Raw genomic sequence first — 14,513 nt, 5'->3', positions numbered from 1 at the left:
CGCTTTTATCAACAAGGTATGCGGGCTGCAACTCTTATACAGTCTATCTCGTAGACCTCTTTGTCACCCCCCCAGCTAGAAATTAAAGCAAAAATCTGCCATCTTTTCTTTATTAATAAACCCACTGATTCGGCTGTTGGTTTTGGCTTATCTCTCACTCGCGATATTATTGCCCAACAACACGGTGGCATTTTAAAGGTAGAAAGTGAAATGTGAGTTTATACGAAATTTATCATTACTTTGCCCAAACTTTAATCGGCGCGATCGACCTTTCTATTGATCGAGCTTGAAATACCTTTATTTTACCCAAAAATGTGATACCGTGAATATCTGTATTATTAAAAATTTTTACAGTTGTCAAAAATCACAAAAATCCGGCAAACAGTCTCCGCGCGTGCGGAGCTATCGAACGCGCGTTCGGGGCCGTTGCGGTAGGAAATCGCCTTTGAGTTGAGCCAATTTAACCAAAGCCTGCAACTACCTCAACTGTTTGACAGAAAACTAACCTCTGATTCGGTGAATTTTAATCATTTTAAAAAAAAATCTATTCATTACATAAAAAAATGAGAATGCAAGGAAAAATATCTCAAACTTCTGGTTAACGTAAAGGCTGTAAAAAATCTAATTTAGGAGAGATAAATTAAGCATTACTTAAAACTCTAGAAAAGCCGATGGTCTAAGTTTAGACAAATTTTAATAGAGGCGAACCCAACAGGATATTCGTTCGCCAAAACAAAGAAACCCTTGCTAGAGTTTTCGGTAATAATAAAAAGGTGACAATTGCAACCGAAGGCGAGCCAAAAAATGTCAAAATTAGTCAGAGATGCTCCTGCCGATCGCGCAATGGAACCGAGTTTCTTCGTTCCACTTTCGGAGATTCCCTGACTTGATTACGTTAATAAACCGGGTTTATGTGTAAGTTTTGTTAGCATTATTCTCAATAATTGATACTTAATGAAGTAGCAAATTATGCCCCTTTTTCAGTAAATATACGGGAGCTAAAATGGTCGATCGACCTCCAAACCTCGAAAAAATACGGAAATGCAGCGTGAGTAGCTGCTAAGTGCTAGCAGAATGAGGAGAATATGTTCTTTGCCTTTTTGAGTTACCAGGCTCAACTTGCAGAGCGCTATTGAGATGCTATCAACCTCGATACCAAACCGCAAAATAACTAAAGAAAAAGCATTATGTTTCATGAATACCTGTATCACGAAGTAACCAACCTGCGCGAGAAACTAGCTCACCTAGAAAGACAAACGCAGTCTCAAACCTGGTTCAAAAAGCTGCAAGCGCTGATGGGAGTTATTAGCAAAATTCGTGAATCCCTAGACTTAGAAACAATATTCAAAATCACAGCCACCGAAGTTCGGCAACTCCTAAATGCCGATCGAGTCGCAGTCTACCGCTTTTTTCCCGAATCCGAAGGGAATGAGGGCGAAATAGTGTCCGAAGACGTACTGCCCCAATACAGCCCATCTTTGGGAGCAAGAATCCGCGACTACTGTTTCGGCGAACAATTTGCAGCTAAATACACCAAAGGATACGTTCAAGCAGTCACGGACATCTACAAAGCCCGGTTGAGCCCTTGTCACCTCAAAATCCTCAAGCGGTTTCAAATCCGAGCCAACTTAGTTGTACCCCTACTGCAGGGGAAACATTTGTGGGGATTGCTGTGCATTCACTCCTGCGGTCAACCCCGCCAGTGGCAAGAAGACGAAATCGAATTTGCCAAACAAGTAGGCGACCATTTAGCAGTTGCCATCTACCAAGCCGAACTGCACTTGCAAACCCAGAGGCAAATAGCAGAAATCGAATCCGCGCAGCAGAAACTCCGCGACAGCGAGCAAAAATATCACCAAATTCTCGATTCGATCGCCGATATGGTATTAGTCAAAGGCCCGAAATCCAAAATTGTTTGGGCAAATCAAGCATTCCGCGATTATTACGGCATGACTCAAGAGGAACTTCAAGACATCGTAGACGCACCTTTCGCCGATCCCGACAATACTCTCCAGTACGTCAAAGATGACACCTTCGTATTTGAAACCGGACAGACTCTGCAAATTTCCGAAGAACCGGTGACGCGCTACGACGGAGAAGTGCGGCTGTTCAGCACCGTCAAAACACCGATCCGCAGCGCAGACGGCCAAATCGTCATGACTGTCGGCGTCTCCCGCGACATGACGGAACGCAAAAAAACAGAAGAAGCCGTCAAAGCCAGCGAAACCAAATACCGCAGCCTGGTAGAAACATCTCAAGACATGATTTGGTCTGTCGATGCGATCGGGCACTACACCTTCGTCAACCCAGCAGTTAAGTACATTTACGGTTACGAACCAGAAGAAATGATCGGTCGGCCGTTCTCCGACTTTGTGACACCAGAACAAAGCCAGAAAGATTTAGAAGTTTTCGCCCGCCTGGTAACCGGAGAATCAATTTTCCAGTACGAAACCACCCAAATCGCCAAAGACGGCAGCATGAAACATTTAATGTTTAACGCCATTGCCCTCTACGACGAAACCGGAAACTTCCTCGGCACGACCGGTACAGCCACCGACATTACCGATCGCAAGCGAGCAGAAGCAGCCTTACAACACGCCAACGCAGAACTAGAGCGCAGAGTAGAAGCACGCACGGCAGAACTGCGCCAGACTTTTGCCGCCCTCACGGCCAGCGAAGCCAGGTTCAGGACGATCGCGGCGACCATCCCCGGAGCTCTGTTCCAATTTTGCAGCAGCCAGGGAGTGTGGAGAGTGGACTACATGAGCGATCGCATCTTCGATCTCACGGGCGTCACAGCAGCAGAAATGACGCGAGACTTAAGTACATTTATTTCTCGCATCCACCCCGAAGACTCGGAAAGCCACCTCGCTTCCGTCAACGAAGCCGTAGAAAATCTTTGTCCCTGGCACTACGAAGGACGGTTAGTCAAGCCCGACGGTGAGATTCGCTGGTGGCAAGGCGACTCAATGCCCACGCGCAGCGAGAACGGCGACATAGTATTTTGCGGTGTCCTGCTCGACATCACCGATCGCAAAGTTGCCGAAACCGCCATCCGCAACAGCCAGCGGCAGCTAAAAGAAGCCCAGAGACTTGCCCACGTCGGAAATTGGGAACTCGACGCAGCCACCGAAACCCTCACTTGGTCGGAAGAACTTTTCCGCATCTTCGGGCTCGAACCGGCAGCCTTTGCACCCAACTTAGCCGAACAGGTCGCTCTGATTCATCCAGAAGATTTGGAATTGTGGCAAACTCAAGTGCAACAGGGACTCGCAACAGGCATCCCTTTTGATTTTGACTTTCGCCTGTACCGTCCCGACGGCATCTTGCGACACGTGAACGCCCTGGGCAAAGCCGAAACCGATGTGAACGGCAAGGTGGTAAAACTGTTCGGTACGGCGATCGACATTACCGATCGCAAAGCCGCCGAAGCTGCTCTGCGGCAAGCAGCAGTCGAGTTAGAAGACAGAGTGAGCGATCGCACTGCCGAACTTTCCCTAGCAGTCACGCAATTAGAACAAGAAATTGGCGATCGCAAACAGGCAGAAGCAGCGCTGCAAGTTTCCGAGCAAAACTTGAGAACCATATTTAACAATGTCTACGATGCTATCTTGATTCACGATTTAGAAGGAAATATTCTCGATTTCAATAATCGAATGTTAGAAATGTACAGAGTTACTCCAGAACAAGCAACAAAATTATCAATTAAAAACGACTATTCAAGTAGCGACAATCCCATTGAACAAATGGGAAAACTTTGGGAAAGAGTATTAGCCGGCGAAACAGGTCGCGTGGAATGGAAAGCGAGGCGTCCCAACGACGGTTCAACTTTTGATGCAGAAATTGCCCTATCCAGAATTCATCTCAACGGTAATCTCAACATCATTGCCAACGTCCGAGATATTAGCGATCGCAAACAGGCAGAAGCAGAACTCCAACACGCCCAACAGTTTATGGAATCAGTGCTCAAAACCATACCCGTAGGAGTGGTTGCCAAGGATGCTCAAGAACTGCGATTTGTACTGTGGAACCCAGTAGCTGAAAAGTTACTCGGTTTGAGTGCAGCAGAAGTGATCGGCAAAAATGATTACGACTTTTTCCCAACAGAACAAGCTGATTTTTTCACCGCCAAAGACCGGGAAGTGCTAAACAACGGACAAATTGTAGAAATCGCCGAAGAAGAGATTGAAACGAGGCAGGGAGAAACGCTGATATTTCATACCAAGAAAACAGCAATACTCGATGCTGATGGCAAACCGCAATATCTATTAGCTGTCACCGAAGACATTACCGATCGCAAGCGGGGAGAAATTGCCTTGAGGCGATCGGAAGCCCGACTCAGACAGCAGGCAGAGCGAGAAAAATTGCTCAACAACCTCACGACTCAAATCCGCAATTCCCTCGATTTCGACAGCATTATTGCTGTCGCCGTCCAAGAAATTCGGGCTTTCATGCAGATCGATCGGTGCTATTTTTCCTGGTACCGCAGCGAACAAGAAGAGGCTTTTTGGGAAATCATTCAAGAATCTCGCAGAATAGAACTTCCCGATTTAATAGGTTGCTATAAAGCTTCTGACTTCGGCACTATAGGAGAACAGATGTTGCGTCTAGAAACGCTGCAAATCGATGATGTCGGAGCGCTCGCAGACCCAGTTTGGATAAGGTCTCTTAACTCTCTGGGCTACCGATCTGTGTTGGCAATTCCGATGCAGGCACTTTCGGGGGTAGTGAGCGTTATTACCTGCGCCCACTCTGCTGCTGTGCGACCCTGGAGTGAGGGCGAAATAGAATTATTGCAAGCGGTTACAGTTCAATTGGCGATCGCTCTCAACCAAGCCGATCTTTACGCCCAAACTCGCAATAAAGCTCGCGAATTAGAGCAAACATTGCAGAAATTAACCAGCACTCAATCGCAGTTAATTCAAAATGAAAAAATGTCAAGTCTCGGTCAACTTGTCGCAGGAGTCGCCCACGAAATCAACAACCCAGTTAACTTTATTTACGGCAATCTCAGCCACGCCAAGGACTATACCCAAGACTTGCTGCACCTAATCGAACTTTACCAAAACCACTATCCCGATCCCGTCCCGGAAATTCAACAGGAAGTAGACAAAATTGAACTCGACTTTTTGATGGAAGACTTGCCAAAGTTGCTTTCTTCAATGAAAGTCGGTGCAGACAGAATTCAGCAAATTGTTGCTTCTCTCCGCACATTTTCCCGCATGGACGAAGCCGAAAAGAAAGCAGTCAACATCCACGACGGCATAGATAGCACCCTGATGATTTTGCAGCACCGGCTCAAAGCTAAACACAATCATCCAGAAATTCAGGTGATTAAAGAATACGCTCAACTTCCCTTAGTAGAATGTTATGCCGGCCAGTTAAATCAAGTATTTATGAACATCTTGAGCAATGCTTTGGATGCTTTGGAAGAACGGGATCAGCGCCGTTCTGCTGAGGAAATGCGACAACAGCCGAGCCACATCCGCATCCGCACTGAAATATCCCCAGCGGGCAAGGTAATCATTCGGATTTCTGACAACGGGCCGGGCATACCGGAGACAGTCGGCACTCGGCTTTTTGACCCGTTTTTTACCACTAAACCTGTGGGTAAAGGCACTGGGATGGGCTTGTCGATTAGCTATCAAATTGTTACAGACAGACACAACGGGTCGCTCAAATGCACTTCTTCTCCGGGACAGGGTACAGAATTGACGATCGAGATTCCCCTCAAAGCTAATTGTTAATGGGGAATTGGTAAGTTGTAATTGGCAATTGGCAATTGCAAAAGCGTTACTGTGCGTCAGTTTGGTACTTTTAAACCATCTCAAATCCGGTAGTATTGTCTTCATAAAATCCAGTCAATAGTCAACAATCACCGACTGTGCAACCGGAATTAATCTAATTCATCTGCGTTAATCTGTGTTTATCTGCCCTTATCTGCGGTTTTAAAAAGATAATTGATGGTCGCAGATGACAATGGATTAACGCGGATTCACGCAGATTAATAATTCCGATGCTAATACCATTTTTTTAAAGATGTGATAGAGATAAAGACTGTAAAATCCAAGACCATCCGGTGAGAAATCCAATGACGCGAGCGGTGAAAGATGCTAAAATTTCCTGAACTTTTGTGCGAAGTTCATCAAGATTACTAAACACCGACCAAGCTAAGAAATCTTTGAGATATTCCCACACTCTCTCTGTGGGATTTACTTCGGGACAAGCCGGAGGTTGAAACAGTAAAATAATATTGTCTGGTAAGTCAGATGAGTCTAAATTATGAGCGGGTGCATTATCGACTTGAATGATGTGTAATTCATCGGGATATTGTATTGACAAAAGTTGCAAATATGCTTCAAAACAAACTTTATCTAAATGTGAAAACTCCCAAAAAAAACTTTTGCCAGTAGAAATCGATACAGCCCCGTATAGCCAAAAGCACTCAAATTTCCATTGGTGCTTCCCCATAGGCTTTACGCCGAAAAGCGTTAGCTTTCGCCTCCGAATTGTATGCAAGCCTAATCGAGTTTCATCGCTGCACCAAAAGTTGACTTTTTTATATTTGTTTACTTGAGGTGAAGCTGTCTCCAGCAAAGCTTTTATTTGGTAGTGCAAGCTATTTTTGAAGTCATTAATTGCCGTAGCTTTTTGAGAGATACTTCGAGGTCTCGGAATTTTTAATTTACTTTTTAATTCACCTTTAGTTAAAGAATATACAGCCGAATAACTACTGGCTATTCCTTTGATTAACCAGAGCCATAACCGAACTTCTTGGTAACTGCGAAATCCTTCAGGATCTCTCAATTCTTGTTGCAATAAAGCGGCTACTTCAACTGAGAACTTTTTTGGGCGACCAAAAACCTGCCGATTTTTTAATAAATTTTCGCTTGCCGCCTTGTTTGTATTGAAAGAGCCAGCGATGAATTGTTGCCTCACCTTTACCTAAAACTGCTGCTACTTCTCGCACAGTTGATACTTGTTTCGATTGGAATAAATAAAGCATTTGTACTTTATTGTAGGCAAGGATTCTTGTTTGTTTCTTAAGAATTATTTGCAAATATTCTACAGATTCGGTAATTTTTATGTTGGGGCGACCAGACATTTTCATTGGCTCCTTTACTTCTTACATAAGTCTATCACATCTTTAAAAAAATGGTATAACAGATTTTATCGTCACCAAAAAATTAATTTTGATGCACCATTTATTCCTTGGTGCATCAGTTTTGAGATTGTGAGTTTTTAGCAAAAATGTCTTCACACGGTGACGCACTATTTACCAATCTGTACCTCACTCAGTCCATAATTGCTTGATTACCGAGATTTATCAGGATTTCTGTCACGGTAGAACTGTCCAAAGGTTTAGAAAACCAATATCCCTGAGCTAATTCGCAGTCGAGTTCTCGAAGCTGTGCTAACTGTTCGCCTGTCTCTACACCTTCGGCGATCGCATTCAATCCCAAATTGTGAGCCAAAGTTACGATCGCCCGCACAATCTGCAAAGGCTGACCCCCGTCGTCACCATTTTCGACAGCCCCCAAGCGGCTTACAAAAGATCGATCGATCTTCAGTGTATCCAGCGGAAAACGGTGCAAGTAACTCAAAGACGAATAGCCAGTACCGAAATCGTCGATCGACAATCGAATATTTCTACCTTTTAATTGGGCTAGCACAATATTGGCTTTCTTCACATTTTCCACGATCGCGCTTTCAGTAATCTCCAATTTTAAACAGCTCGGATCGCAGCCAGTTTCTGCTAAAATCTCATCGATTTCGTCGATTAAATTCGGCATACCTAACTGTTTAGGAGAGAGATTGACGCTCATTGTTAATTGCGAAGGATCGATAATGGGTAATTTAAAATTCGGAATTGGTACCTGGGAAGTGGTACTGTACGTAGCCGAAGTATTGGTAATTGGGAATTGAGAATTGGTAATAGATGAGTGGAAATCGGTAATCGGGAATTCGTAACTGGGAATTGGTAATTTTTTACCGATTCTTTCTTCCCTGTGACCAATACTGGCACTACGCTCACTAAAAGTTTCGTGTTCCTCATTCCCTGTATCTGTTACATCAGTTAAATCCCCTACATTGCCCGTTCCCTTCTTCCCTGTTGTTACCCGGAGCGAAGTCGAAGCGCCTTCTTCCTTCTGGTTAGCCTGAGCGACTTGCCCTGAGTGAAGCCGAAGGGAGTGGAAGGGTCTTGTTCCGACTTCTATTCGACTCCTTCCCTGTTCATTGGTTAACATTTCTTGCCAAATCCGCAATTGCTGACAAGCTTCCCGCAACACCCAGACTCCCAGAGGCACGATCAAACCTGTTTCTTCAGCTACAGGGATAAAAGTAGACGGCGGAACTAAACCTCGAACTGGGTGGTGCCAGCGCACCAAGGCCTCAAAACCTTCGAGCGCACCGCTGGCGATCGAAACAATTGGTTGGTAGTGCACAATAAAGTGCGAACATTGATTCTTGCTCTCTCCTAATTCCTCCTTGCCCAAAATAGCCAACCGCAAGTCAGTTTCTAACTGCAACAGCGACATAGTTTGGTCGTGCATCGCCAAATTAAACACTTCGTGGCGGGCCTTACCCAAAGCTTTAGCGCGGTACATAGCGATGTCAGCATCGCGTAGGAATTCTTCCGGGTGAGTGTACGAATTTGATGCGCCACTGGCGGTGGCTTCGCCTCGACTGAAAACAATGCCAATGCTAGCGGTGGTAAATACTTCGTGCCCTTCGAGATGAAACGGCTTCGTCAGTTCTTTTTGTATCTTTTTAGCTGCGAGGGTGGCATCGCTGAGACTCTGAATATGGTCTAGCAGGATGGTGAATTCGTCTCCTCCGAGCCGGGCGACGGTATCAGAAACCCGGACGCAGGTTTGCAGTCGCTCCGCAAGGGCGATTAGCAATTTGTCGCCTAAAACGTGTCCTAAAGAATCATTAACTACTTTGAAGCGGTCTAAATCTAGGAAAAGTAAACCAAATTTGTAATCGGGGGACTGATTGGAGCGGCGGATGGCTTGTCCTAGCCTGTCAATGAACAAAACCCGGTTGGGCAAACCCGTCAGCGCATCGTGAAAAGCGCCGTGCAGCAGTTGCCGTTCTACTCGCTTGCGCTCGGTGACATCTCGGATAATAATCTGGCCGGCCGCCGAGCCTTGATAAGTAGCGGGGATGCCTGCCATTTCAACGTCTATTATTTGTCCGTCGAGCCGCATCAGTTTTTGTTCGGCAAGATCGAGTGGCTGATTTTCTGTCTCGACTAGCCGAATGCGCTCTGTGGCTATTTCTACATAGTTTGGATGGACGAAATGCAATATTGGAAAGCCCATGAGCGCTTCGGGAGAGCTCGCACCGAGGAGTTTCGCGCCGGCAGCATTGATGTAGGCGATTTTCCCTTGACTGTGAACGGCGATCGCTTCGGGAGATAGTTCTACTAAACGGCGATAGCGTTCTTCACTTTCTTTGAGAGATACTATTAACTCGCATCGCTCTTTTTCAGCTTGCTGGCGTTCTAGTTCCATTTGGTGAACCGCCAGAATTTTTCCAATACTTTGAGCCATCAATTCTATAATTTCTATTTCCTCGTACTTGAACTTTCTTTTCTTGATTTCTGGCGAACTAAAACTCAAAGTGCCGTAAGTTTTATTGTTAACAAATATCGGCGTTCCAATGTAAGATTCCGCGTGGCAGTTGTGATAAGCAGGATGTTCGCGCATCTCAATATCTGCTCCTATATGAGAATACGCAACTGTTTTGTTAAGTTTAATGACTGCCGCGCAGTAAGTATCGCTGAGGTTCAATTCTAAACCTTGCACTAAGTATTCTAACTCTGTTTTAGCTGCTCGAACAATAAAAGTCTCGTTGTCAACTTCAGCCATGATGCCCCTTGAAAGTCCAAACATCAAACAGCCTGCTGTTAGATAATCGTCAACCAGTTCTTCAAAGTTTTGATAATGATAAGTTGTAATCCGGTGCAAGTGTTTGAGATTAGCGCTAAAAGCTGCTAAAGCTTGAGAATTTAAAAATAATTCTTCTTCCGATCGCTGGCGGTCGGTAATGTCTGTTTGCACTCCAATAAAGTGGGTTAAGTGTCGCCGCGAGTTGTAAACCGGAGCGATCGACAGTTCGTGCCAAAAAGGCGTGCCGTCTTTCCGAAAGTTGCGTAATATAACTTGAGATTCTCTACCTTCTTCAATCGCAATTCGCAATTCTTTGGCAGCGGGGCTGTCAGTGTCTGTCCCCTGCAAAAATCGGCAATTCTTCCCGATTAACTCGTCTCTGCGATAACCAGTAATCCGCTCAAAACTGGGATTGACATAAATAATTGGATTATCTGCTACGGTTGCGTCGGTAATTGCAATGCCGTTGCTGCAACTTTCGATCGCCCGTTCCATCATTTGTAAGCGCTCTTGCGATGTAATGCGCTCGATCGCCGCAGCTAATACGTTAGCGATTGCTTCTACAAAATAAACGTCATCTTGACTGAAAACCCGCCCTTGGCTGGTATGAACCCCCAAAATGCCCCAGGCCGGCGAGGAGGAACTGTTCGCTGGTTCTGCTTGTCCCCAGTTCCTCCCCAGTCCTCGATTGCCGGGAACGATCACAGTAACGCCGCTGACAGCCCGGTGATTGTGCAGCAGTGGCAACTCGCTAAAGCGCGTTTCCACCCGCAAATCTTCGACGATTGTCGGTTCGCCCACTAGCAATGTGTAACCTGCTTGCGATCGAGCAGAAGCGGCAACAGTAGCGCTGCCGACGAGGCCCGGCTGCCAGCCAACCCCCGCTCGCAGCAGAAAAGCATGACCAGAGGGCAACAGTTCTAACAACTGGCAATAATCAACGTCCAGGGTTTGAGCAATTAAAACCGCAGCTTTGTCCATCAGTGCGGACAAATCTGTTTCTGCCAGGGCCTGCTGCCCCAAGTAAGCGACGGCCGCTTGCTGGCGGGCTCGCGAGTGGATTGAGGTGAGCAATTCCTGCTCCTTGGCGGCGACTCGTTTCCGATCGGTAATGTCGGTGAACACCGACAGAACAGCTTTCCCCGACACCAATGTCAGATACCGCATCGATACACTTGCCCAAAACAGCGTGCCGTCAGCTTTTTTAAGCCGGACTTCTGTCTCGCGGACGTGTCCGTTGCGGGCGAGCCGCAACAGCAATTCCTGGCGATCTGCAGGTTTGTGGTAGAGCATTTCGGCTTTTTGGCGGTCGATCGACTTGAATCCTGTGAACCCGAAAGCCTGACGGCATAAATCATTGCTATAAAGAATTGTGCCGTCCGCCAGACTGCTGACGATCAGGGGCAGTGGCATCGAGTTGGCGATCGTCAGCAGTAATTCTTTGGTTCCTTGCAGCTCTTTGTACAAGTCTGGCTTGGACGCCCAGCCGTGACAGTCTTCAGACTTTTCAGGGATAAAACTTTCCATTGTTTAATCGATCCATTAGCAGGACAACTTTTTTAAACTTGTGGTCAATCAATACTGCGGACGGTTTTTAATTAGCATTCGTAGAATAAAAGTTTCAAGGCGATTCGCCAATCGAGCTACCAACGGACAATCAAGGGTTTCAAACTACGAACTAAAAACAGTCTAGATTATTGGTAAATGACGATTTCAGATGCAGAGGACGATCTACAGTAGCCCACAACACATTAATCTTAACCAGAACTATGCAACTGAACGCCCCTAAACTGCTCGGCTGAAGTTTGATACGCAGCTCTCTCGTTAAAGACCACATCTGTCTTTGGTATGACAATCTACTGTTTTTAAAGTTGCGTTAAGTTTTGATAAGAGCGAGGTACTTTACCCAATGTGCAGCGGAAGCTCCTAATCTAAAAAGTAAAGTCACCTACAAACAACCACCGAATACTATCCGAGGAGAGAGGAGAAATGCTTGAATCTTACCGCCGTAACGCTGCCGAACGGGCCGCTTTGGGAATTCCACCGCTGCCGCTAGACGCCCAGCAAACGTCGGAACTGTGTGAACTGCTGAAAAATCCGCCGGCTGGAGAAGAAGAAACGTTAATAGAATTATTGCGCGATCGTGTCCCCCCAGGCGTAGACAGCGCCGCCTACGTCAAAGCTGGTTTTTTAACTGGCATTGCTAAAGGCGAAATCCACAGCCCCCTAATTGCTCCCAAATGGGCAGTTTACCTGCTGGGGACAATGATGGGCGGTTACAACGTCCAATCTTTAATCGATTTGCTCAACCCCACTGCCGAAATCGCCATTCCCGCCACCGCCGCCCGGGCACTGAGCAAAACGTTGTTAGTATTCGACGCTTTCCACGACGTTATAGCTTTGTCTGATACTAATCCCTACGCCAAGCAGGTAGTCGATTCTTGGGCGGATGCCGAGTGGTTTACAGGTCGTCCTGTGTTGCCAGAAACGATTACCGTTACAGTCTTCAAAGTTCCTGGAGAAACCAATACTGACGACTTATCGCCTGCACCTCATGCTACCACGCGGCCGGACATTCCCCTACACGCTTTGGTGATGCTCGAAAGTAAGATGCCAGGAGCTTTGCAAACCCTTGCAGACTTGAAGCAAAAAGGTCATCCCGTAGCCTATGTTGGTGATGTTGTCGGTACCGGTTCGTCACGGAAATCGGCGATTAATTCCGTACTCTGGCACATTGGCAATGATATTCCGTTTGTGCCGAACAAACGCAGTGGCGGTTATATTTTAGGAAGTGCGATCGCCCCGATTTTCTTCAATACCGCTGAAGATTCCGGCGCATTGCCGATCGAATGTGATGTCTCCAAAATGGAAACAGGAATGGTAATTACCATCCACCCCTACAAAGGCGAAATCACCAATGAAGCCGGAGAAATCATCTCCACCTTCACCCTCAAACCCGACACAATTATAGACGAAGTTCGTGCCGGTGGTCGAATTCCGCTATTAATTGGACGAACTTTAACCGACAAAACCCGCACAGCTTTAGGACTAGAACCTAGCACTATTTTTACCCGTCCCACAATCCCAGTAGATACGGGCAAAGGCTTCACTTTAGCACAAAAGATGGTAGGCAAAGCTTGCGGTTTGTCCGGCGTTCGTCCCGGTACATCTTGCGAACCAGTCATGACAACAGTCGGCTCGCAAGATACTACCGGGCCTATGACTCGGGACGAATTAAAAGAACTTGCTTGTTTGGGATTTAGCGCCGATTTGGTAATTCAAAGTTTCTGCCACACCGCCGCTTATCCCAAACCAGTTGATGTCAAAACTCACCATGAATTACCCGATTTCATGTCACAGCGGGGCGGCATCGCTTTGCGGCCGGGAGACGGCATTATTCACTCCTGGCTGAATCGAATGTTATTGCCGGATACAGTGGGAACTGGTGGAGATTCTCACACTCGTTTTCCTTTGGGAATTTCCTTTCCTGCTGGTTCGGGACTGGTGGCATTTGCTGCTGCCTTGGGCGTCATGCCTTTGGATATGCCGGAATCGGTATTAGTGCGGTTTAAAGGTGAATTGCGGCCAGGAGTAACGCTCAGGGATGTTGTGAATGCAATTCCCTATGTGGCGATTCAAAAAGGTTTGCTGACAGTCTCGAAACAGAATAAGAAGAATGTCTTTTCTGGGCGGATTATGGAGATTGAAGGTTTGCCCGATTTGAAGGTCGAGCAGGCTTTTGAATTGACCGATGCTTCTGCCGAGCGTTCTTGCGCTGGATGCACGATTAAATTGAGCGTAGAGACTGTTTCCGAGTACATTCGCTCCAATGTCGCGCTGCTGAAAAACATGGTGGCGCGGGGCTATCAAGATGCGCGGACGATGATGCGCCGGGTGGCAAAGATGGAGGAATGGCTGGCAAATCCGGTGCTGATGGAGGCGGATGCTGATGCGGAATACGTTGAAATCATCGAAATCGATCTGAACGACATTACAGAACCCATTGTGGCTGCTCCCAATGACCCTGATAATGTTAAGTTGTTGAGTGAGGTTGCGGGCGATCGCGTTGACGAGGTATTTGTCGGTTCTTGCATGACAAATATCGGTCACTACCGCGCCACAGCGAAGGTGTTGGAAGGTGCAGGGGAAGTGAAAACTCGCCTGTGGATTTGTCCGCCAACTCGCATGGACGAACAGCAACTCAAAGAAGAAGGTTATTACAGCATTTTTGGAGCCGCTGGAGCGCGTACAGAAATGCCTGGTTGCAGTCTGTGTATGGGCAATCAAGCGCGGGTTAAAGATGCGACAACGGTGTTTTCAACTTCTACTCGTAACTTTAACAACCGCATGGGCAAAGATGCACAAGTTTATCTCGGTTCGGCGGAATTGGCGGCCGTTTGTTCGCTGTTAGGTCGCATTCCTACAGTCCAAGAATACAATGACATTGTGTCGAAGAGAATCGATCCTTTTGCGGGTGATTTGTATCGCTATTTGAATTTCGATCAAATTGCAGGTTTTGAGGATGAAGGCAGAGTTATTGCTTTGGAAGATATGCCTCGCATTGAGGATATTTTGGGGATTCCTGATGGTGTGTTGAGCAAGTAAAAAGTGTGG

Annotated in this window: 3 protein-coding genes and 1 pseudogene; 2 read left to right on the top strand and 2 right to left on the bottom strand. The window is 46.5% G+C overall.

The features are described from left to right. Positions 1 to 1,187 precede the first annotated feature (1,187 nt). Positions 1,188 to 5,747 (top strand): PAS domain S-box protein, encoded by a 4,560-nt coding sequence (locus tag QUA33_RS08410; RefSeq protein WP_333148010.1) that lies wholly within the window; start codon positions 1,188 to 1,190, stop codon positions 5,745 to 5,747. Between the two features lie 286 nt (positions 5,748 to 6,033). Here the strand turns inward: QUA33_RS08410 and QUA33_RS08405 are convergent. Then, a pseudogene (locus QUA33_RS08405) lies at positions 6,034 to 7,105 on the bottom strand (IS630 family transposase). A gap of 190 nt (positions 7,106 to 7,295) precedes the next feature. Continuing rightward, positions 7,296 to 11,426 carry an EAL domain-containing protein gene (locus QUA33_RS08400; protein WP_333148008.1) on the bottom strand — a complete coding sequence of 1,377 codons (4,131 nt, stop codon included), beginning with the start codon at positions 11,424 to 11,426 and terminating at the stop codon, positions 7,296 to 7,298. Positions 11,427 to 11,888: 462 nt separating this feature from the next. Between QUA33_RS08400 and acnB the strand changes: the two genes are divergently transcribed. Next, positions 11,889 to 14,504 (top strand): bifunctional aconitate hydratase 2/2-methylisocitrate dehydratase, encoded by a 2,616-nt coding sequence (gene acnB, locus QUA33_RS08395; RefSeq protein ID WP_333148006.1) that lies wholly within the window; start codon positions 11,889 to 11,891, stop codon positions 14,502 to 14,504. Positions 14,505 to 14,513: the final 9 nt, after the last annotated feature.

The organism is Microcoleus sp. Pol14D4 (assembly GCF_036701245.1).
In the GTDB taxonomy this organism is placed as follows: Bacteria; Cyanobacteriota; Cyanobacteriia; order Cyanobacteriales; family Microcoleaceae; genus Microcoleus.
The sequence above is the reverse complement of the archived record's forward strand: the minus strand, read 5'-3'. Positions and strand labels throughout refer to the sequence as shown.

Coding starts and splice junctions, on each gene's coding strand:
- QUA33_RS08400 (WP_333148008.1), bottom strand. CDS start 11,426: ATGGAAAGTTTTATCCCTGAAAAGTCTGAAGACTGTCACGGCTGGGCG.
- acnB (WP_333148006.1), top strand. CDS start 11,889: ATGCTTGAATCTTACCGCCGTAACGCTGCCGAACGGGCCGCTTTGGGA.
- QUA33_RS08410 (WP_333148010.1), top strand. CDS start 1,188: ATGTTTCATGAATACCTGTATCACGAAGTAACCAACCTGCGCGAGAAA.